This is a genomic window from Peribacillus sp. N1, from assembly GCF_054600815.1.
Genome location: NZ_BAAHZO010000002.1, coordinates 401909 through 423499 on the forward strand (window position 1 = coordinate 401909; position 21591 = coordinate 423499).

The 21591-nt window shown below is 43.1% G+C and carries 16 protein-coding genes and 1 other annotated feature; of the genes, 7 read left to right on the forward strand and 9 right to left on the reverse strand.

Annotation, left to right across the window (positions count from 1 at the left end; genetic code table 11):
- Position 1: 1 nt before the first annotated feature.
- Together ACYP5M_RS10385 and rpsD are read left to right on the forward strand one after the other, a co-directional pair.
- Positions 2-481: a GAF domain-containing protein gene (locus tag ACYP5M_RS10385; protein ID WP_101222953.1), complete on the forward strand. Its 480-nt coding sequence runs from the start codon at positions 2-4 to the stop codon at positions 479-481.
- Positions 482-933: 452 nt separating this feature from the next.
- Entirely contained in the window at positions 934-1536 is a 603-nt protein-coding gene (gene rpsD, locus ACYP5M_RS10390) for a 30S ribosomal protein S4 (protein WP_034309220.1), read from the forward strand.
- A gap of 96 nt (positions 1537-1632) precedes the next feature.
- Here rpsD and tyrS read toward each other — a convergent pair whose 3' ends face one another.
- Complete coding sequence (gene tyrS / locus ACYP5M_RS10395; RefSeq protein ID WP_101222954.1) at positions 1633-2889, reverse strand: tyrosine--tRNA ligase; 1257 nt, start codon at positions 2887-2889, stop codon at positions 1633-1635.
- Between the two features lie 65 nt (positions 2890-2954).
- Positions 2955-3171 (reverse strand) — a binding site (T-box leader).
- Positions 3172-3319: 148 nt separating this feature from the next.
- On the opposite strand from tyrS, the gene ACYP5M_RS10400 reads away from it, so the two are divergent.
- Positions 3320-6346, forward strand: a complete 3027-nt coding sequence (locus tag ACYP5M_RS10400) for a transglycosylase domain-containing protein (protein WP_459735019.1) — start codon at positions 3320-3322, stop codon at positions 6344-6346.
- A 132-nt stretch (positions 6347-6478) separates the two neighbouring features.
- Here ACYP5M_RS10400 and acsA read toward each other — a convergent pair whose 3' ends face one another.
- Positions 6479-8197 (reverse strand): acetate--CoA ligase, encoded by a 1719-nt coding sequence (gene acsA / locus ACYP5M_RS10405; protein WP_101223490.1) that lies wholly within the window; start codon positions 8195-8197, stop codon positions 6479-6481.
- Between the two features lie 338 nt (positions 8198-8535).
- Here acsA and ACYP5M_RS10410 point away from each other — a divergent pair, with 338 nt between their 5' ends.
- From ACYP5M_RS10410 to ACYP5M_RS10420, 3 genes are read left to right on the forward strand one after another with little or no spacing between them, the layout of a single operon-like run.
- The gene (locus ACYP5M_RS10410) at positions 8536-9168 is read left to right on the forward strand and encodes a GNAT family N-acetyltransferase (protein WP_034309235.1); all 633 of its coding nucleotides are present in this window, start codon (positions 8536-8538) and stop codon (positions 9166-9168) included.
- Positions 9169-9194: 26 nt separating this feature from the next.
- On the forward strand, positions 9195-9845 hold the full coding sequence (locus ACYP5M_RS10415; protein WP_101222957.1) for an acetoin utilization AcuB family protein: 651 nt from the start codon (positions 9195-9197) through the stop codon (positions 9843-9845).
- Complete coding sequence (locus ACYP5M_RS10420) at positions 9838-11019, forward strand: acetoin utilization protein AcuC (RefSeq protein WP_101222958.1); 1182 nt, start codon at positions 9838-9840, stop codon at positions 11017-11019. The genes ACYP5M_RS10415 and ACYP5M_RS10420 overlap by 8 nt, the downstream gene beginning before the upstream one ends.
- Before the next feature lie 91 nt (positions 11020-11110).
- Here ACYP5M_RS10420 and ccpA read toward each other — a convergent pair whose 3' ends face one another.
- From ccpA to ACYP5M_RS10445, 5 genes are all read right to left on the reverse strand, one after another.
- A complete protein-coding gene (ccpA, locus tag ACYP5M_RS10425) occupies positions 11111-12115 on the reverse strand; it encodes a catabolite control protein A (protein ID WP_101222959.1) in 1005 nt (334 codons plus the stop codon).
- Positions 12116-12497: 382 nt separating this feature from the next.
- Complete coding sequence (locus tag ACYP5M_RS10430) at positions 12498-13574, reverse strand: bifunctional 3-deoxy-7-phosphoheptulonate synthase/chorismate mutase (protein ID WP_101222960.1); 1077 nt, start codon at positions 13572-13574, stop codon at positions 12498-12500.
- A gap of 518 nt (positions 13575-14092) precedes the next feature.
- Positions 14093-14419, reverse strand: coding sequence for a bacillithiol system redox-active protein YtxJ (gene ytxJ / locus ACYP5M_RS10435; protein ID WP_054400017.1), 327 nt, complete (start codon positions 14417-14419; stop codon positions 14093-14095).
- 128 nt (positions 14420-14547) lie between these two features.
- Positions 14548-15120: a YtxH domain-containing protein gene (locus tag ACYP5M_RS10440; RefSeq protein WP_434167552.1), complete on the reverse strand. Its 573-nt coding sequence runs from the start codon at positions 15118-15120 to the stop codon at positions 14548-14550.
- A gap of 48 nt (positions 15121-15168) precedes the next feature.
- Complete coding sequence (locus tag ACYP5M_RS10445; RefSeq protein ID WP_101222962.1) at positions 15169-15678, reverse strand: DUF948 domain-containing protein; 510 nt, start codon at positions 15676-15678, stop codon at positions 15169-15171.
- 228 nt (positions 15679-15906) lie between these two features.
- Here ACYP5M_RS10445 and ACYP5M_RS10450 point away from each other — a divergent pair, with 228 nt between their 5' ends.
- Entirely contained in the window at positions 15907-17019 is a 1113-nt protein-coding gene (locus ACYP5M_RS10450) for an aminopeptidase (protein WP_260358334.1), read from the forward strand.
- A 48-nt stretch (positions 17020-17067) separates the two neighbouring features.
- Here the strand turns inward: ACYP5M_RS10450 and murC are convergent, their stop codons facing one another.
- On the reverse strand, positions 17068-18372 hold the full coding sequence (gene murC, locus ACYP5M_RS10455; RefSeq protein ID WP_101222964.1) for a UDP-N-acetylmuramate--L-alanine ligase: 1305 nt from the start codon (positions 18370-18372) through the stop codon (positions 17068-17070).
- A 285-nt stretch (positions 18373-18657) separates the two neighbouring features.
- The gene (locus ACYP5M_RS10460; RefSeq protein WP_459735020.1) at positions 18658-21498 is read right to left on the reverse strand and encodes a DNA translocase FtsK; all 2841 of its coding nucleotides are present in this window, start codon (positions 21496-21498) and stop codon (positions 18658-18660) included.
- Positions 21499-21591 lie beyond the last annotated feature (93 nt).

Here is a 21591-nt window from a genome sequence, read left to right on the forward strand (position 1 = left end):
TTTGTTTAATGTCGAAATGTATCAAGGAAAAAAAGAAAATAACTATGATCTGGTCCAAAAGCAGCTTCTTGCCTTAATTGAAGATGAAACGAACCGGATAGCCAATTTAAGCAATGCGGCAGCTTTACTTAATCAGTTTCTTGATGAGATTAACTGGGTCGGCTTCTATTTATACGAAGAAGGCCAATTAATTTTGGGACCCTTCCAGGGCCTTCCAGCCTGTGTCCGCATTCCAATGGGCAGGGGCGTTTGCGGGACTTCAGCGGCGACTGAAAAAACCCTTCGCATAGAGGATGTCCACCAATTCCCTGGACATATCGCCTGTGATGCGGCATCAAGATCTGAAATTGTCATACCGCTCATGAAGGATGGCAAATTGATCGGTGTCCTCGATATCGACAGTCCGGTCACGGACCGTTTTGACGAAATGGATCAGCAAGGACTGGAGAAGTTCGCTGAAATCCTTTCCAGGCATCTATAAAGTTAAAGGGAGCGGCAATCCTTGCCTGCTCCCTTTTCCATTAAAGGCCCCATTTACATGTACCCGGTCCTTCCTGAATTCTTCACAATATATAACGCCTCATCGGCCCATTTGATATTTTTCTCCATTCATTATCACGCTTACATTGAAAAATCCTCACTAAAAAATTGCAGTTTTTAAATTTACCTGCTGCGATTCTCTTTATCTACGCCTTTTAATTAATCACAACTGGCCTTGACTCATTGAGCCAAATATTATACAATACTCTTTGTGTAAAATATTGCAGCCTATGTGACAGCCTTTATGTTCTCATTTTGTTCCTCAATACAGAGGTGTATCTCGTAACCCTCTGCTGCTAGGGCGAAGGTACATGAAAACAAAATGGTCATAATCGTACATTCACACGGTTTTTATTTTACCAAAATAAAAACATTTAAAGGAGGAGTCATCCTATGGCTCGTTATACTGGCCCAAGCTGGAAACTATCCCGTCGTTTAGGAATTTCCCTAACAGGTACTGGTAAAGAATTAGAAAAACGCCCTTATGCTCCAGGACAACATGGTCCTAACCAACGTAGAAAAATTTCTGAATACGGAATGCAACTACAAGAGAAACAAAAACTTCGTCACATGTACGGAATCACTGAACGTCAATTCCGCACAATGTTCGACCGCGCTGGCAAACTTAAAGGTGTACATGGTGAAAACTTCATGATTCTTCTTGAATCACGTCTTGATAACCTAGTTTACCGTCTTGGTTTAGCTCGTACACGTCGTCAAGCACGTCAACTTGTTAACCACGGTCACATCACTGTAGACGGAAGCCGCGTAGACATTCCATCTTACAAAGTGTCTCTTGGACAAACAATTTCAGTTCGTGAAAAATCACGTAACTTCTCAATCATTAAAGAATCAGTTGAAGCAACTAACTTCGTTCCTGATTTCCTTACTTTTGATGCTGAGAAATTAGAAGGTACTTTCACTCGTTTACCAGAACGTTCTGAATTGCCTGCTGAAATTAACGAAGCTCTTATCGTTGAGTTCTACTCTCGTTAATAACTTCAAAAACCCCATCCTTGGATGGGGTTTTTTTTGCATCTAGACACCCCTGCATGAGAAAGCCCGGCTGTAATTCAGCCGGGCCTTGAACAATCATTTCACTAATGTATATTTCTTTTTGCCGCGACGAACCAGGATGAACTCCCCTTCAATCTTAGAAGCTTCCGTCACTACATATTGCAGATCAGTCACTTTCTCCCCATTTATGGAGATTGCCCCATTCTGAATATCTTCCCGGGCTTGACGCTTTGATGGCGAAATTTTCGCTTCAACGATTAAATCGACCAAACCGATATCTTCCTTGCTTTCACGTTTGAAGCTAGGAACATCTTTGAAGCCCAATTTGATTTCCGCCGCACTTAAATTCTTCACCTCTCCGCTGAATAGGGCTGCAGAGATTTTGATTGCCTGGTCAAGAGCTTCCTGACCATGAATCAAACGGGTCATTTCTTCCCCTAAAGCTTTTTGCGCTTTACGCAAATGCGGTTCGGACTGTACGGATTGCTCTAACTCTTCAATCACCTCACGAGATAGGAATGTGAAGAATTTCAGGTATTTCACGACATCAGCATCGGCTGTATTGATCCAGAATTGGTAAAATTCATACGGAGTCGTCTTTTCAGGATCAAGCCAAATCGCTCCGCCTTCCGTTTTACCGAATTTCGTTCCATCCGCTTTCGTTACGAGCGGGATCGTCATACCGAATGCTTTTGCATCCTCATCATTGGATTTCCGGATCATTTCCAGCCCAGTCGTAATATTGCCCCATTGATCACTGCCGCCAATTTGCAATTTACAGTTGTAATTGCTGTATAAATGGCCGAAATCAATTCCTTGTAAGATCGTGTACGCGAATTCAGTAAAGGAAATTCCCGTATCCAAGCGGGAAGCAACCGTATCTTTTGCCAGCATGTAGTTAATGCCGATGTATTTCCCGTAATCACGCAAGAACGTGACCATATCGATTTTACCTATCCAGTCATAGTTATTGACCATGATCGCACCATTTTCACCTTCGAATTCAAAGATGTGGGATAGCTGCCCTTTTATGCAGTCGGCATTATAGAGCACTTTTTCCAGCGTTTGCAGCTGGCGTTCCTCTTTTTTACCGCTTGGATCACCGATAAGTCCAGTCGCACCACCCACTAATACAATGGGACGATGGCCATGCTGCTGGAAACGGCGCAATGTCAAGAATGGCAATAGATGTCCGATATGCATACTATCCGCAGTTGGATCGACACCACAGTATAAAGAAATTTTCTCTTTTTCTAAAAGGTTCTTAAACCCCTCTTCATCCGTTTGTTGATAAATAATCCCTCTCCATTCGAGGTCTTTAAGCAATTCCATTTAATATTCCTCCTCATCTTAGAAAAAAACCGCAAAAAGCACACAAAAACGCCCCTTCATAAATATGAAGGGACGAATGAATTCGCGGTACCACCCAACTTGAGGACATACTATGCCCTCCGCTCAAGACGAATAACGGTCGTCAACCGTTTCCTGCTACTAATCATTTCACAGCAAATGCTCCAGGAAGTAATTCATCATACTATTTGTACCGATTTCCACTAACCACCGGCTCTCTGAAACAGGGATAGTCTGACTACTGGGTCCTATCATCGCGATCATTTAATCATTTTATTGTTGTTAATAAACTTTTATCATACATAAGATTCCTTGTCAACATACCCTTACAGATTATAGAAAAATAAGAAAGATGCCCTTTCCCCTACCTGTTGTATGCTATAATATATGTGATTTCAGGGGGTATGATACGATGAATAATAATCAAAAAGATAGATTTCTAACAGTCTGGAAGCAGCTGACCCGTTTTTTTCAAAATGAAAAAACACATAAGAACGCGCGGGTTACATACCAAGTCATTTGGAATTTAACGCTGATCTTCATTATTGTCGGGATTCTAGGATTCTCATTCGCCGGCGGCGTCGGAGCCGGCTATTTCGCTGCCCTCGTCAATGATGAGCCGGTACGCTCAAAAGAAGATTTGAAAAAAGACATTTACAATTATGAAGAGACCTCTGAGGTATACTTTGCTGATGAAGTATACTTGGGCAAGCTTAAGAGTGACCTTGAGCGTGAAGAAGTGTCCATCGATAAAGTTTCCGAGCATCTAAAAAATGCAGTCATCGCTACTGAAGATGAGTATTTTTATGAGCATGACGGGGTTGTTCCGAAAGCTATCCTGCGTGCGATTTACCAGGAATTTTCGAATGCAACCGTCCAATCGGGAGGAAGTACATTAACACAGCAGCTCATTAAAAACCAGGTCCTGACCAACGAAGTATCGTTTGAACGGAAAGCAAAAGAAATCCTGCTTGCGCTCCGGGTCGAAAAATTCTTTGAAAAGGAAGAGATTTTGGAAACGTACTTAAACGTCTCCACTTTGGGACGAAACTCTTCAGGCCGTAACATCGCCGGGGTCGAGTCCGCCGCTGAAGGTATTTTTGGCGTGGAGGCCAAAGATCTGACACTGCCCCAATCAGCCTTTATCGCTGGATTGCCGCAAAGCCCTTTCGGATATACACCATATACCCAGAAAGGAAAATTGAAGGAAAATCAAGAGCCCGGCATCAACCGGATGAAAACCGTTTTAAAGCGGATGTATAGTAACGGATACATAACAAAAGCAGAATATGATAAAGCAAACGCATACGACATTACAAAAGACTTTATCGGTAAAACGGAGATGCCGTCGGAGAAATATCCATGGCTCACCTATGAAATCGAAAAACGCTCCATCGAAATCCTATCTGTCAGTCTGGCAAAAGAAGATGGATATGAAGAGAAAGATTTAAAGAATGATGATTTAAAAGCTCAATATCTAGCACTTGCCGATCGTAAGCTGCGGCAAAACGGCTATCAAATTTATACGACAATCGATAAAAAGATTTATGACAAGATGCAGGAAGTTACGAAAAACTATCCGAATTATGGATACGATAAAACGGCACAAGTCGTCGATCCAGATACGAAGGAAATGAAAACGGTGAGTGAGCCCGTTGAAGCCGGGGCCATTCTCATCGAAAATAAAACAGGAAAAATCATCAGTTTCGTAGGCGGCCGTGATTTCAAGCGGGAACAGACGAACCACGCCACCGCATCATTGCGATCGAACGGATCAACGATGAAGCCCCTGGTGATATATGGTCCAGGCATCGAGCTAGGCAAGATCTCGCCTGGCAGCGTATCGGCTAATGTGCCGATTTCCATTCCAACAGGCGGCAAACCGTGGAGTCCAGGAAACTATGGCGGCGGCAGCTATACGGGAGTATCGACTGCCCGCGAGGCCCTGAAGAATTCCTACAATATCCCGGCAGCGCTCTTTTACAAGAAAATAATCAACCTGAGCCCCGCTTCGTATTTGGAAAAAATGGGCTTCTCCACCGTGACGAAAGGGGATTACTCCAATCTTGCCTTGTCATTAGGTGCGATGGAAAAAGGTGTAACCGTTGAAGAAAACGTCAATGCATTTGGTACATTTGCCAATTCAGGAGAATTCATCGATGCTTATATGATCGATAAGATCGTTTCGAAAGATGGCAAAGTCATCTATCAGCATAAAGTGAAACCAGTGGATGTTTTCTCTCCGCAAGCCGCTTACTTGACGCTTGATATGATGCGTGATGTCGTAAACAGCGGGACGGCGTCCTCGGTCAGGAACCGACTTGCCTTCTCAAGCGATTGGGCAGGTAAGACCGGTACCTCACAAAACTATTGGGACGCTTGGTTCGTCGCTACGAATCCCAATGTATCATTCGGTACATGGCTGGGATATGATACACCGAAATCCTTGCAAGGGACCTATAATGGTCTTGAATATAATAAACGTAATATGTATTATTGGGCAGATCTGATCAATGCCGCATATAAAGTCGACCCTAAACTTATCGACCCCGATAAGCGATTTGAAATGCCGGGCGGAATTGTCAGCCGTTCCTTCTGTGGCGTTTCAGGACTGCTTCCTTCAAGCTCATGCCAAAAGGCCGGGCTTGTCAAATCGGATTTATTCATCGCGAAATATGCTCCATCCAGGGCGGATGATAGTTTCATAGATGGACAATATGTATCAGTCGGCAGCAAACGCTACGCAGCCCTTCCGCAAACGCCTGGCGAATTCACAAGCGGCGGGTTCATGTTGAATCCAGATTCATTTGCAGATATCGGATTGAGATATGTCGTTGACCCGGGCTCCGTGATTCCTGGAGCCGAAAAATCAGGAAATGTCGTCGGGGCGACAGCGAAATTGAATGATAATGGCAAGGCACCAGATCCCCTATCCATAACGATCGGTAACGATAAAATTACATGGGGCTTGCATGATGAAGGAGATGTCGTCGGTTATCGTGTCTATAAAGACGGCAAGAAAGTGGCAAGCATCAATGCTGGGGAGAGCCTTGTTTATAAAGTCGGCTCAGGCGGTTCCTATTATGTAACGGCCGTAGACATAGTCGGCAAAGAATCAGCCCCTTCTCAACGTGTTGAAAGCGGCGCTAAAAAGACCGGTTCAAAAGAAGATTCCACAAAAACTAAAGATGATCGTGGAAAAGATAAAATAGCTAACGAAGATAAAAAAACAGACTCAAAAGAAGAGAACGGTTCAGATAAAGATAAAGAAAAAGAACCAGAAAAAGAAACGCAAACGGATAATAATAAAGAGCCAGCTCAAGACAAAGATCAAAACAAAGAGAATACAGATCAGGAAAATCAAGAGACCGACAAAGAGCAAGACACCATCAATGATAAAGAGCAAGACACGGATAAAGCTGAAGAAGAGGAAGAATGACACTCTTTCTTGAACTAAAAACAGGCTGCCGGTTACCCCGACAGCCTGTTTCCTTATACTCTCCCCAAAAAGGCATCCATGGAAGTGACCATGGATGCCTTTTCCTTCTCAATAATCAGTAAGACTAAGTTTTCAATCCTCCATCGATGATAAATCACCAGTTGGCAGATCAAGTTCCCAAGCTTTCAAGACACGACGCATGATTTTACCGCTTCTTGTTTTAGGAAGTTTATCCCTGAATTCAATTTCACGAGGTGCCGCATGTGCTGCTAGACCATGCTTTACAAATGTACGAATTTCCTCAATCAATTCATCGTTTGCCTCGTATCCGTCACGAAGTGCGATGAACGCTTTGATAATTTCCCCCCGAACCGGATCCGGCTTACCGATGACCCCCGCTTCGGCTACGGCTGGATGCTCGACCAATTTGCTTTCCACTTCGAAAGGACCTACCCTCTCCCCTGCCGTCATGATGACATCATCAACACGGCCTTGGAACCAGAAATAACCATCTTCATCCATATATGCGGAATCTCCTGAAACATACCAATCACCTGGCATAAAGTAAGATTCATATTTAGCTTCATTCTTCCAGACGGTCTTCATCATCGAAGGCCAGCCTTTCTTGATGGCAAGGTTCCCCATTCTATGCGGCGGAAGCTCGTTGCCTTGATCATCCACTATTGCCGCCTTCACACCTGGAATCGGTTTGCCCATCGAGCCAGGTTTGATTTCCAGGCAAGGATAATTGCAGATGACCTGTGCCCCGGTCTCCGTCATCCACCATGTATCATGGATACGGTGATTGAATACCTTCATTCCCCAGCGCACCACTTCCGGGTTCAACGGTTCACCCACACTTAATATATGGCGGAGAGAACTCAAATCGAACCGCTTAACGATTTCGTCACCTGCGCCCATCAGCATCCTGAAGGCAGTCGGGGCACTATACCATACCGTGACACCAAAGTCCTCCAAGGTCTTGTACCAGGATTCAGGCTTGAACCGCCCACCTACAATGACATTCGAGGTCCCTGTCAGCCAAGGTCCAAATATCCCATAAGACGTCCCTGTCACCCATCCAGGGTCCGCTGTGCACCAATACACGTCCTCATCCTGCAAATCAAGGACCCACCTTGCCGTTTGATAATGCTGGATCATCGCATTATGAACGTGCAGCACTCCTTTTGGTTTGCCTGTGGAACCTGAGGTGTAGTGAAGAATCAGACCGTCATTCCGATCCACCCATTCAATTTCGAATTTTTTGTCGGCTTCTTTTAATTTTTTATTGAAGTTATGGTAATTTCCTTCTTCTTTTATATTTTCCCCCACCAAGAAAATATGCTTTAAATGGGGTAATTCATCCACCGGGACACGCGGCAAAAGTTCAGGTGTCGTCACTATCACACTTGCCTCACTATCCTCAAGACGGTCCCTTATGGCGCCTTCCATGAAGGCTTCGAACAACGGCCCTACGACCGCTCCCGTTTTAATCGCACCCAACAATGCAAAATAAAGCTCTGGGGAGCGAGGCATGAAGATGAAAACACGATCTCCTTTTTCCACATTGGCAATGTTCTTGAACACATTGGCCGCTTGATTCGTATAATCTTTCATTTCCTTGAATGTATACTTTTCATTTCTTTTATCGTCTTTGTAATAAAGGGCCACTTTATTCTTTTTGTATGTTTCGACATGGCGGTCAATGGCTTCATACGCAAGATTCACTTTACCGGTTTCAGACCAGGAGAATTCCTTTTCCGTCTCAGACCAGTCAAACTTATTGTATTTTTCATCATAATTCTTTAAATTAAAATTACCTTCCACTACTGGTAACGCTTTCACATTCATACGACAAACTCCCCCTTCATTCGGCTCTATATTTTTATTATAGTATAAGAATCGAATTATCTCAATTTTTAAAATATTGAATATTTCCATATAAGGGAAATCCCTTCTTGGTGAATTTTGAAAGCAACTGGTATATTGTTATGGTTAAGGCGAATCCATATGATGGCCGTGAAAGACGAAGCACTGTAACAAAAGCGCCTTGAACTTTCTGAATTATGCCCCTCGTTTTCATGTATAATTTATGTAAGCTTTCCATTCGGTCAGTTTTTAAAAGCAATGCTTCGTATACTCCGGAATGCGAGAGTGTAAGATTACTATATAACAAGGGTGGTGAAAGAATGGAATATAGTAAGACCTTTTACACTAAGGAACTGCAGACATTAAGCGGAACGCTCATCATCGAGGGGCCGTTAAGCGGCGAAAAAATGTCCGCTTATGAGTTTCACGAAGACTTGGTCGCCTTTCGCCCGCCTGCTTTGCAGCATAAAGCGTTAATAGAGATTGCAGACTTGCCTGAGGGCAGGATCTTTATCGCCCGTGAAAATGAAACAATCGTGGGTTATGTAACTTACTTATATCCCGATCCCTTGGAGCGCTGGTCTGAAATCAAGATGGAGGACCTGATTGAGCTTGGTGCAATCGAGGTCATCCCTAAATACCGGGGTGCCTCCGTCGGGAAAAACCTAATCCGCCTTTCCATGGAAGACGATTCGGTTGAAGACTTCATCATCATCACCACTGAATACTATTGGCATTGGGATTTGAAAGGGACAGGTCTGAATATTTGGGACTATCGCAAGGTCATGGAAAAAATGATGAGTGCCGGTGGTTTGGTCTACTTTGCAACAGATGACCCTGAAATCAGTTCCCACCCGGCCAACTGTCTGATGGCCCGTATTGGCAAAAGGGTCCCCCCGGAATCCATCCAGAAATTCGACCAATTGCGTTTTATGAATCGGTTTATGTATTAAAGAGGCGAGTAAGAGGAGGAAGGAAAATGATTGTTGAAACAATAATGAATGAGGATATTATCACCCTCACTCCAACCGATACAATCCATAGCGCTGTCTTGATCATCAAGGAGAAGCGAATTCGCCATATCCCCATTGTCGATGACAGCTTTCAACTTGTGGGATTAGTCAGCGACCGTGATATTCGGGATGCTGCCCCTTCTATATTCCGTACCGAAGAATACAAAAATGATTTACAAAAACCACTATCAAGCATCATGAAAACGGAAATAATCACAGGGCACCCGCTGGATTTCGTGGAAGAAATCGGGGCTGTTTTCTGTGATAACAATATCAGCTGCCTTCCAATCGTAAAGGGAAGGAAGTTAGTGGGAATCATAACCGGTTCTGATTTACTTCATTCATACGTTGAGTTGACTGGAGTCAATCAGCCCGGTTCCCAAATCGAAATCAGAATCCCGGATAAGGCAGGTTCCCTTCATGATATTGCCCATATTTTCAAAAGACGCAATACGAATATCCTGAGCACCCTCGTTTATCCTGAAAAAAATGGAACCGACTATAAAATTCTTGTAATTCGTGTACAGACGATGAATCCATTTATGGTGGTGGAGGATTTGAAGAAAGAAGGCTATACCGTTTTATGGCCTAGTCTACCGGGGTTTTCACATGAATGATACATCCCTTTTCGTATATTCGGATGAACTCCTTACCTACAAATTCAACGATGAGCATCCATTCAATCAAAAACGGCTTAAACTCACGCTTGATTTATTAAAAAAACACCATGCAATCAATGATGATCAAATTATCAAGCCCAGAATGGCAACCGATGCAGAATTGGAACTGATTCATGATCACCATTATGTAAACGCTGTCAGGTTGGCAGGCCAGGGAAAGCTCCCCCCTGAAAAGGCTGTGAATTATGGGCTAGGAACGGAGGATACCCCCATCTTCCCCAAGATGCACGAAGCAAGTGCATTGCTTGTAGGCGGTACCTTAACGGCTGTGGATGCCGTCATGACCGGCCAGTCCCTGCACGCACTTAATCTTGGCGGTGGCCTGCATCACGGTTTCCGCGGAAAAGCCTCGGGCTTTTGCATTTACAACGATAGTTCGGTCGCGATTAAATACCTGCAAAAAAAATATGGGGCGCGTGTCTTGTATGTCGATACCGATGCACATCATGGTGATGGAGTCCAATGGTCATTTTATGATGACCCGGATGTTTGTACACTATCCATCCATGAAACGGGCCGCTACTTATTTCCCGGCACCGGCAATATTAACGAGCGAGGCCAGGGAAAAGGCTACGGCTATTCATTCAACATCCCGGTCGATGCGTTCACTGAAGATGAATCATGGCTCGATTGCTACATGGCTTCCTTTAAAGAAGTCATTGAATTCTTCAAACCGGATGTCATATTAACGCAAAACGGAGCCGACTCCCATTATTACGATCCGCTCACCCATTTATCAGCCACCATGAAAATTTATAGGGAAATACCAAAGCTGGCCCACGAAATGGCCCATAAGTATTGTGAAGGACGGTGGATTGCAGTGGGCGGCGGTGGATATGATATATGGCGCGTCGTCCCGAGGGCTTGGGCGAGGGTCTGGCTTGAAATGACGAATAATGATATATCAGGTCCCCTATCAAAGGAATGGCTCGATTGCTGGCAGCCTGAGTCCCCTGTTCCCCTGCCGAATGAATGGGATGACATGGAGGATATATATGAACCCATTCCGAGGAAGCCTGAAATTACCGAGAAGAATGCCCTGACGCTTGAAAAGGTCCTTTATCCCATCAGGTCTTCCAGGCAAACAACGAAAAGCAATGAACAAAGTTAACCAAAAGATCGTTGAAAAACGATCTTTTTTGTTCGGGGCAAACATTTGAGAAACAAAAAGAGAGTGCCCTCGGGACACTCTCCAAACCAGTTTATTTCGTTGATTGACGGTTTTCAATCCGATGTGGCAGGATCACTTTTTCAAGACCTTCCTCCACTTGTTCTTTATTCATCAACTTTGTAAGAAGCCTCATCGCAACCGCACCAATATCATATAAAGGTTGAACGATCGTCGTGATTTGCGGACGCACCATCAAGGTCAATCTCGTGTTATCGAAGCTGATCACTTCAAAGTCTTCCGGTACATTAAACCCTTTGTCCTGAGCGGCATGGACAATTCCAAGCGCCATTTCATCAGCACCGGCTATGAATGCTGTCGGTCTGTCTTCAGCTTCCAGGTACTTTTCAAAAGATTCAATTCCTGAATCATATGTATAATCACCTTCAACGACATAACTTTCATCAAATGGAAGCCCAGCTTCTTTCAATCCTCGTTTATAACCAGTCAATTTCATTTCATTAATCAACGCCGAAGGGTTTCCGCTTACAAAAGCGATATGCTTGTGGCCTTTTTTAGCGAAGAAGGTCACTGCGTCGAATGCCGCCGCCTCATAATCAATATTGACCGATGGAACTTGTCCGCTTTCATCCACCGAGCCTGCCAGAACGATTGGAACAGGTGAATTCTTAAACTCTTTGACATGCTCATCAGAAATGTTGCCGCCCATGAATACGATACCATCCACTTGTTTTCCAAGCATCGTATTCAGCAAATGGAATTCCTTATCTATATTCTCATCAGAACTGCTTAGAATGATATTGTATTTATACATGGTGGCTATATCTTCTATGCCCCGTGCCAATTCTGCAAAAAAGATGCTTGAGATATCCGGGATGATGACCCCGACTGTAGTCGTTTTCTTTGAGGCAAGTCCCCTTGCCACTGCATTGGGACGGTACCCTAACTTCTCAATTACATCTGAAACTTTCTTCCTTGTTGCAGGCTTTACATTTGGATTCCCGTTAACTACGCGGGAAACGGTGGCCATGGAAACATTCGCCTCACGCGCCACATCATAAATGGTTATATTATTCATTTATCCATTCCTCCATTTCTTTCATTTTCCCCATAAAAGACCCGAATTATTTCGGAAAATAATCTTTTATGCGTTTTTCTCTATAAGGAAGATTATTTTAGGAACGATCTGCCTAACAAAAAATGCAGTCCTACTCTCTTCTCAGTCAAATATTCAATACCCTATTCAAGTATAAAATTCACATAGATATCACTTTATGTATGACTCAATCTTCCGAACAGTTCTCATTCTTGTTATTTATCATACGATAGTCGAATCTTTCCTGCAATCCAATAGTGCTCATTTCGAAGCTTTTTCTGCAAAAACTAGTATTTTACCATTAAAAAAAGCCCTTGCCAAGTTGGTAAGGGCCGTAAATAGATCATTTAAAGAATTTCTTAGCTTATACAGTTACCCAGTTCAAACGTTTAATCTCTTCGTAGAATTCATCAAATTGTTTGAAGTCCATTTGCTGTGCAGAATCCGATAAAGCAACGGAAGGATCTGGATGCACTTCAGCCATAACACCGTCAGCACCGATTGCAAGAGCCGCCTTAGCCGTAGGAAGCAGAAGATCGCGACGTCCAGTTGAATGCGTTACATCAACCATGACCGGTAAATGAGTTTCTTGTTTTAAAATCGGTACAGCAGAGATATCAAGTGTATTTCTTGTTGCTTTTTCGTAAGTACGGATACCGCGCTCACAAAGGATGATGTTGCCATTGCCCTGCGACATGATGTATTCCGCTGCATGAATGAACTCTTCAATCGTTGCCGCCAGTCCACGTTTTAAAAGAACTGGTTTATTTACAGCACCTGCCGCTTTTAGCAAGTCGAAGTTTTGCATGTTGCGCGCCCCGATTTGGATGACATCGATATGATCGATTGCCGCTTCGATATCGTTGGCACTCACGATTTCACTGATTACAGCCAAGCCGTATTCATCAGCAACACGTTTAAGTATTTGTAATCCTTCCAAACCAAGCCCTTGGAAGTCATATGGAGATGTACGTGGCTTAAATGCACCGCCTCGCATCAATTTCAAACCTTTAGCTTTAATGACTTCCGCCACCGCAGCTGTCTGTTCATAAGATTCAACGGCACATGGTCCGAAAACGAAGCTAGGGATCCCGTTACCGACCAATTCACCCTTAATGTCGATGATCGTGTCTTCAGCCTTTTGTTTTCTCGATACAAGAAGCGTTTTCTTCTGATCATCTTTTTGTAACTCCAAGCCCAATTTAAAGATTTCTTTGAAAATATGTTTAATCGAACCAAGATCAAGCGGTCCTTGATTATTGGCTTCGATAAGATCCAGCATTGTTCTTTCACGGACCGGATCGTAACGGTTTACACCTTGTTTTTCTTTAACGCGACCAATTTCCTGTACAAGTTCAGCACGTTGATTAATAAGATGTAATAACTGAAGGTTCACATCATCCAGTTGATTACGAAGTCCATCAAGCTCTTTGTTGCTCATTACAAATCCATCCCTTCGTTTTTTAAAATAGAAATCGGTTCAGCGGACTCAAACTAAAAAAAATCCCATCCGGATCCTCGAACATCCACCCCGATTGTTTTATCAATGAAAAATTTAGAATATTTCATGTATGATTAAATCAATTATAAATGAAGTGTCCATAAATGTCACTATATTTTTCTTTAATAATTAAACGCTTTTAAGCATTAAAGTTATAAATGCATAAAACTAGGTGCCGCTCATGCCAGAAAAACGATTACACAGAATATTGAAACACGATCCGTTGTAGGAATTATATTGGAAATAGAACAGGAAAGCTATCATTTAATTGATGATTTGTCACAAGAGCATAGAAAAGTTTAAATCTTCTGCCACTTGTCCGAAGCCGAGAAATGTTTAAAGAGGCTTTACGGAAAGGCCTTCCTAGAAAAGGTTTCCCCAGGATTAGCATCCTTAGGCCCGCCAATCAATGGAATAATAAAAGGCCGGACCCCTACCAAAGGGATCCAGCCTTTTATTCATTCTGTGATGGCCTTGCTCAATGAATCATATGTAATCCGCCAATGAGATTCATTCCAGACAGGTTTTCCACTTTTAAAAAGGATGGCCTGAGGTGATTGATGTTTGACCTCAAAGGTTTCTGCCACATAATTGGATAGTGGACGAGCTTCCTGGACGGCCAAATAGGCCGTTTTAAGTTGTTCGTTCCCTAAGATGTACCTCTCATATTGTTCAAATGCTTCAGCGCTGACAGGGCATGTTACGCTATGCTTGAAAAGCAGGAATGTATCCTCTTTTAGAAGCTCATTGAATTGTTCTTCTGTTTCGATTTTGCTCATGACCATATAGCAGTCTCCTTTCCTTGTCATATAAATTTTACCATCAAAAAGGCGATGAAGCCATCGAAGCACTTCACCGCCTTATTCTTAGTCCCTTAATGACTCTTCATTCCCATTAAAGGAAGCCAGGGAGTTTAATTCTTTAGTTTACTCTCCGTTTCATCAAATGCCTTTTTCGCTTCATCAAGTTTTAATTTTGCCGCATTCTTGTTTCCGCTTGTAGGATCTGCTGGATTATTTTCCGAATCATTGCCGTTAGCAAAGTTCGTTTCGACGGATACGATAGGAGCATCGGTAGTTCCGGTTACATCAATATCCTTATTGCTTGAATTCGTTGTATCATCAGCAGCGTCGCCGTTTTCTTTTCCTGTTTTCAGGCTCTTCACTTTGTTGACGATATTCGAAGATTTATTGGAAACGATTTCCGTGACGGAGCTTGTTTTTTCTTTTGCAGTATCAGCAAGGACTGTACCTTTTTCCATTGCCGTTTGTCTTAATCTTTCTGTTTTCTCGGAAATGTTTCTAGCTTGTTCATTGAAGTCATTCCTTAATTCCTTGCCTGTTTTCGGGGCCATGAACAATGCTGTTGCCGCTCCGATCATCCCGCCGATCAAGGCGCCAATCATAAAGTCCTTCGAATTGATCGAGTCGCGTTCGTCCTCATAAGATTTCTGATAGTCCTTTGCCGCAAATTCTTTTTGAGTCATAATACATTCCCCTTTCAATTTTCAGTTCATTTTTTATTTAACTAGATTTTAGGATCTAGAACGTAAAAACCTTTTTTTAGGCAGGTTATCTGTTTCAAGCGCTTCCCTTTCTAACTCCGCCCTTTCGGTTGGAGTCGGGGCAGCCTGCTTGCTTCTGGCCTTCCACTTGTCTCTGATCTCCATGGCAACATTGCTCCATTGTACAATTTGTGAGATTCGGTCTTGATTATTATCAATCTCAGCCTGCACTTTATGGGAAACCTTTTGGATGGAAGAATTGAAGCTGGAGATGGATGTTCCTACATCCTTCACCGCATCCACCACCGTGTTCAGGTTTTCTGACTTGTGCTGCAAATCTTCAGCCAACGTATTCGTTTTATGTAATAACTGAGTAGTTTCGAGCGTTATGCCCTGCATTTGGCTCTCTAGTCCTGTCAGCGTCCGGGCCACACTGTCCAGGGTAGTTTGAAGTGATGTCAGTACCTTTGTTAGGAAAATAACGAGTACCAAAAAAGCTATCGCTGCAACAGCAGCACTTACGTATAAAATAATCTCCATTGGAACACCTCCGAAAAAAATCGACTTATTTAATAGCTGTTAGATATTAATTACCCCTTCCCTAATATTATAAACGTATTTATTTTTTCAATATACCCTATCAAACCCTAATCTGGAAATATTGTTGTCTGCATCCAGTTCCTCCGTAAGTTCATGGGTCACACTTATGGCAGGAAATCGGGTATGATAGAAAAGATAAGTCGAATTTAAACAATGGAGGTATTTTTTATGAAAGATCCCAGAATTGAAACATTGGCCAAAAACTTAATCAATTATTCCGTGAAGCTTCAAAAAGGTGAAAAAATCTTGATCGAAAACTTTGGTTTGCAGCGTGAGCTTGTTAACGCACTTGTGAATGAAGCCTATGCAGCAGGTGGTTACCCATTCGTCCTTTTAAAGGATCACCAAGTGGATCGTGCCTTGCTGATGGGTGCCAAAGAAGAACAGTACAAGATGATGGGTGAGTTTGAAGCAAACGTAATGAACCAGATGGATGCCTATATCGGGCTTCGTGCCGGGGATAATATCAATGAACATTCCGATGTCCCTTCAGAGAAGATGGCGATTCATGGACAGACAGTCGGTAAAGTACATAGAAATATCCGCGTGCCAAAAACAAAATGGGTCGTGCTTCGCTACCCGACAAATTCCATGGCCCAATTAGCCAAAATGAGCACAGAAGCATTCGAAGACTTTTATTTCGAAGTCTGCAACCTCGACTATGGCAAAATGAGCGCAGCGATGGACAACCTTGTTGAATTGATGGATAAAACGGATAAGGTCCGCTTAACTGGGCCCGGTACGGACCTAACTTTCTCCATCAAAGACATTAAAGCCATCAAATGTGCGGGTGAGCTGAACATTCCTGACGGTGAAGTATATACGGCTCCGGTTAAAGATTCCATCAATGGAGTTATTTCGTATAATACTCCGTCCCCTTATCAGGGTTTTACTTTTGAAAACGTGAAGTTAACATTCAAGGATGGAAAAATCGTTGAAGCGGTTGCGAATGATACGGAACGCATCAACAAAATTTTTGATACTGATGAAGGCGCACGATATGTCGGTGAATTTGCAATTGGTGTAAATCCTTATATTCTACATCCGATGCAAGATATCCTCTTTGATGAAAAAATTGATGGAAGTTTTCATTTCACTCCCGGACAATGCTATGATGATGCCTTTAACGGAAACCATTCAGACATTCACTGGGACCTGGTCAATATTCAGCGGCCTGAATATGGCGGCGGGGAAATCCATTTTGATGACGTCTTGATACGTAAGGACGGACGCTTCGTTTTACCGGAACTGGAAAATTTAAATCCAGAAAATTTAAAATAACGTAAAATAAAAAAACGACCGACCCGCTCTAACGGGACGATCGTTTTTTTATTTTACCTGCAGTGAATGCTCATAGGCTGCTTGGAACTTTTGAATGTCCCCCGCACCCATGAATAACACGACACTGTTTTCATGATTTTGCAATATTGATGTTGTGTTCTCCGTAATCAGCTCGGCTCCGGGAATCTTATCTTGAAGGTCTTCAATCGATAACTTCCCTTGATGTTCACGAGCAGATCCAAAAATTTCACATAAGTATACTTTGTCGGCCAAATTCAAGCTGTCGGCGAATTCATCAAGGAAAGCCTGAGTTCTCGAGAAAGTATGCGGCTGGAATACCGCAACAACTTCACGCTCTGGATATTTCTGACGCGCCGAGTCGACAGTTGCCGAGATCTCGGTCGGATGATGTGCATAATCATCAATAATGATCTGACTTCCGATTTCCTTTTCTGAGAACCGGCGTTTAACTCCGCCAAAAGTCCGCAATTGGGCTTTCACAGCTTCCGTATCCAAGTTTTCATATTTACAAAGTGCAATGACACCAAGTGCATTCAACACATTATGCTTTCCAAAAGTAGGAATAGTGAATGTATCATAATAATTGTTCCTTACATGCACATCAAAAGTCGTGCCATCCGGAGTGACGGAAACATTTTTCGCTTGAAAATCATTTCCTTCTGCAAATCCGTAAAAAATAACCGGTACTTTCGCCTGAATATGTGGTAAATGTTCATCATCCCCGCACGCAATGATGCCTTTGTTGACTTGAAGGGCCATCGTTTGGAAAGCCTCGAACACGTCTTCGACATTGGCATAATAATCAGGATGATCAAAATCGATATTCGTCATGATTGCATAATCCGGATAATAGGAAAGGAAATGACGGCGATATTCACATGCTTCGAATACGAAGTAATCAGAATTCACGATTCCTTTACCCGTTCCATCCCCAATCAAGAAGGATGTCGGTTTAGCGCCCCCCATCACATGGGCAAGTAAGCCGGTCGTCGATGTTTTACCATGCGCTCCCGTAACCGCCACGCTGATGAAGTTTTTCATGAAATCACCTAGGAAACGGTGATAACGGATGATCGGCAAATCAAGTTCTTTTGCCTTCACGATTTCCGGATGACTATCCGGAAACGCATTTCCTGCAATGATGGTCATTCCAGGTTGAATATTTTCCTCGTTGAAAGGAAGGATTTTAATCCCGGCTTTTTCTAATGCCAATTGTGTAAAAAATTCTTTTTCGTAATCGGAACCCTGCACTTCAATATTCATATCATGCAGTATTTGTGCAAGAGCACTCATACCCGACCCTTTAATTCCCACAAAATGGTAAGCAGTCATAAAGCGAACCTCCACCAATCGTCTACCTGTATGACAGTATATGACGTCATCTTTTATTTGTTTTTTCATTACGAGACTTGTTAGTAACGCAATTTCTTCATAGGTTTTTCAAGCTTATATTTTCAATCATTCATCAACAAAAAACTATTATATCACTTTTTTATTCATTCATCCATGTCAGGCAGATGCCAATTTATCAAATCATTGGCTTTTCCCTTAATTAAAGTGATAAAAAAGGGTTTTCACCCCTTCACATTATATACAATTTCCTTTTATTAGGTTCTCTTAATTAACATGTAAAAATTCCAGTTCTTCTTCCGTAATCAATACATCCCTGGGCCTTGAACCCCTGGATTCGGAAACTACTCCATGTTGCTCCATCATTTCTATTAGGCGCGATGCACGGTTATAACCGACACGGAAGCGCCTTTGGACACTAGAAGCAGATGCAGCCTGCTGGCTCACGACAAATTCACAGGCCTCGAAAAACAGTTCATCCGCTTCTTCCGTGACTTGGGACCTGTTCAGCAAGTCTTCCTGCTCGAACAGGTATTTTGGCTGCTGCTCCAGTTTAACATGGTTAACGACCTGGTCGATTTCTTCATCACTAACAAAAGTCCCTTGCAGGCGCACCGTTTTTGAAGAGCCGTTTTCAGCGAATAACATATCTCCTCTTCCCAATAATTTTTCTGCACCGCCGCTATCGATGATCGTACGGGAGTCGACTTGTGAAGAAACCGAAAAAGCGATCCTTGTCGGGATATTTGCCTTGATCAATCCAGTTATGACATCGACTGAAGGTCTTTGAGTGGCTACAATCAAATGGATGCCGCAGGCACGGGCCTTTTGGGCAATCCGGCAAATTGCTTCCTCTACATCAGCCGGGGACATCATCATTAGATCCGCAAGCTCATCGATGATCACTAGGATATAAGGCAGCTTGCTTGAATATTGACCGGCTTTTTCCGCTTGGTCATTAAAGCGGGTGATATCACGGACACCGGCATGTACAAACAATTCATAACGCCGTTCCATCTCCTCTACAGCCCACTTCAACGCAGCCGTAGCGGCTTTTACATCGGTTATGACTGGACTGACCAAATGCGGGATCCGGTTATATGGGGCGAGCTCAACCATTTTCGGATCGATCAACAGCAATTTCAACTCCTGCGGTGTCGCTTTATAAAGCAAGCTTACCAGCATGGTGTTGATACAGACACTTTTCCCCGACCCCGTTTGCCCGGCTATCAATCCATGCGGCATCTTTCTCAAATCGGTGATGATTGGCTGACCGGATATATCGAGCCCTAAGGCCACAGCAAGCGGTGATTCATGCTCTTGAAACTCAGTACTTTCCAAAACCTCCCGCAAAAATACCGGTTTGCTTTTCCTGTTCGGAATCTCGATGCCAATTGTATGTTTACCCGGAATAGGCGCTTCCATCCGCATATCTTGAGCAGCAAGGCTTAGTTTGATGTCATCCATCAGGTTCGTCACTTTATTCACCTTCACTCCCGGTTCCGGATGCACCTCGAAACGGGTTACTGCCGGTCCTTGAGTGACATTGACGACCTTTGCACGGACATTGAAATTTTTCAATGTCTCATCAAGTAATAAAGTCTGTTCCTCGAGCCACACATCATCATGCACAGCATAAGTGGGAGGTGTCAGCAATTCGATGTTAGGAAACACATAGTATGGATTTTCATTTTCATCCGCTTCGACGGAGCCAAAAACTGCCGGGATTTCGCCCTTACTGCCTTCTGCCGCTTCCTCTGTATATACTGCTTCTTGATACCCGTGTCCAGAAATCGGGGATTCCTGTTCCAAGAGCGGCTTAGGGTTGGAACCGATGTTGGATTCGACTGTATTTTCAGGCACAGCAGCGACGGTTTCGGAACCAACCTTAGCGTCCGAAAAGGTAAGTGATATGGCCGGAGTCTGCTCTTTCGGAATAACTCTGCCTTCCTCCTGTTTCCGTTCAGGAATGGCGGTTGGTTTCGCTTGTCCTGCCTCTGTTTGGGCAGAATCATCCATTGGCCGCTTATCAGGTGATACTACTGCCCTTTCCGAATTAAGGCTTTTTTTTTCCGGCATCATTTTATTCATGAAGTCATTTTTTTTCCGATCTTGCTTAAGCATCATCACATTAAATGGGATGTGTTTTTTTGGACGTTTGAGCTGCACTTCAGGTATTGCCTCAGATGGGTCTTCAGGCATTGTCCCTTGACTAACGGATGGTTGATTTGATTGTACAGCAATCTCCCCAGGAACCGATATCGCTTCAGGCGGTGTGTCGTCCGTCTGTTCCATGATGGATACAGCGACTTCGCGTCCAAATTCTACTTCGTCCTGTTCAATAGCCTCTTTTTCCACCGCAGGCTCAATTTTGTTGGGCTCGATTACTGCTTGTTCTGGCAGTGTCTCAATGGAATTCCTGCGAAAGAAAGCGGGTATCTCTGAATCTTCCAGTTTTTCTTCCGCTTGTTCCGGTATAAGAACGGATGGTTCTGTCGTCAATTCCTCATGTGACACTTCTTTTGGGATTTCAGGAATCGATGCTGGAATCCCGATATCGGGTTCTTCCTTTTTTAGGACGGGCATTTTGCTTTCTAATTCATATTCGACAATTTCTTCAGAAACGACTGTTTTTTTTTCCGGACGACGGAACCCATAAATGGGTGAAGGGATTTCCGTCGGACGGAATGGAGTATTTGAAGGGACTATTTTTGAGACTTCCTCCCGTTCGAAGTTTCTCCGTTTTGGTTCAGGATCCCTCACAGGCCTTCTTGTTTCTTTGGCCGCGCTCCCCTTTTTTGGTTCATGATCTTCCCTGTTTCTTTCCCTAGGCTTTCTTTTGCTCTGTTCACGATCTGGAATGAGCGGAAACTTGAACTGCCCTTTTGGATATTGAAACAGGATTTTCGTATCAGGGTCTGGCGTCTGCGACATTTTTTCCACTTTTTGATTGTAAACCTTTATTTCTTCTTCCTTTGACTTTGCAAGCTTTGAAAAATCCATTTTCCTTAATGTCTCTTCATCAAGCGGTTCATCTATAATAATCTCTTCAATTTCAATAATTTCCTCTGCTTGGAACCATTTTTTCATCTTATTTAGCCATTTCAAAACTATCACTCTTTCTACATCTGTAGTTATGTAACTAATTCTACCAGTTATTTTAAAAATATCGAGAAAATTTAAGCTAAATTGGGATTAGTA

Coding starts and splice junctions, on each gene's coding strand:
- ACYP5M_RS10400 (WP_459735019.1), top strand. CDS start 3,320: ATGAATAATAATCAAAAAGATAGATTTCTAACAGTCTGGAAGCAGCTG.
- ACYP5M_RS10430 (WP_101222960.1), bottom strand. CDS start 13,574: ATGAGCAACAAAGAGCTTGATGGACTTCGTAATCAACTGGATGATGTG.
- ACYP5M_RS10410 (WP_034309235.1), top strand. CDS start 8,536: ATGGAATATAGTAAGACCTTTTACACTAAGGAACTGCAGACATTAAGC.
- ACYP5M_RS10445 (WP_101222962.1), bottom strand. CDS start 15,678: ATGGAGATTATTTTATACGTAAGTGCTGCTGTTGCAGCGATAGCTTTT.
- ACYP5M_RS10450 (WP_260358334.1), top strand. CDS start 15,907: ATGAAAGATCCCAGAATTGAAACATTGGCCAAAAACTTAATCAATTAT.
- rpsD (WP_034309220.1), top strand. CDS start 934: ATGGCTCGTTATACTGGCCCAAGCTGGAAACTATCCCGTCGTTTAGGA.
- ytxJ (WP_054400017.1), bottom strand. CDS start 14,419: ATGGTCATGAGCAAAATCGAAACAGAAGAACAATTCAATGAGCTTCTA.
- ACYP5M_RS10420 (WP_101222958.1), top strand. CDS start 9,838: ATGAATGATACATCCCTTTTCGTATATTCGGATGAACTCCTTACCTAC.
- ACYP5M_RS10440 (WP_434167552.1), bottom strand. CDS start 15,120: ATGACTCAAAAAGAATTTGCGGCAAAGGACTATCAGAAATCTTATGAG.
- murC (WP_101222964.1), bottom strand. CDS start 18,372: ATGACTGCTTACCATTTTGTGGGAATTAAAGGGTCGGGTATGAGTGCT.
- acsA (WP_101223490.1), bottom strand. CDS start 8,197: ATGAATGTGAAAGCGTTACCAGTAGTGGAAGGTAATTTTAATTTAAAG.
- ccpA (WP_101222959.1), bottom strand. CDS start 12,115: ATGAATAATATAACCATTTATGATGTGGCGCGTGAGGCGAATGTTTCC.
- tyrS (WP_101222954.1), bottom strand. CDS start 2,889: ATGGAATTGCTTAAAGACCTCGAATGGAGAGGGATTATTTATCAACAA.
- ACYP5M_RS10415 (WP_101222957.1), top strand. CDS start 9,195: ATGATTGTTGAAACAATAATGAATGAGGATATTATCACCCTCACTCCA.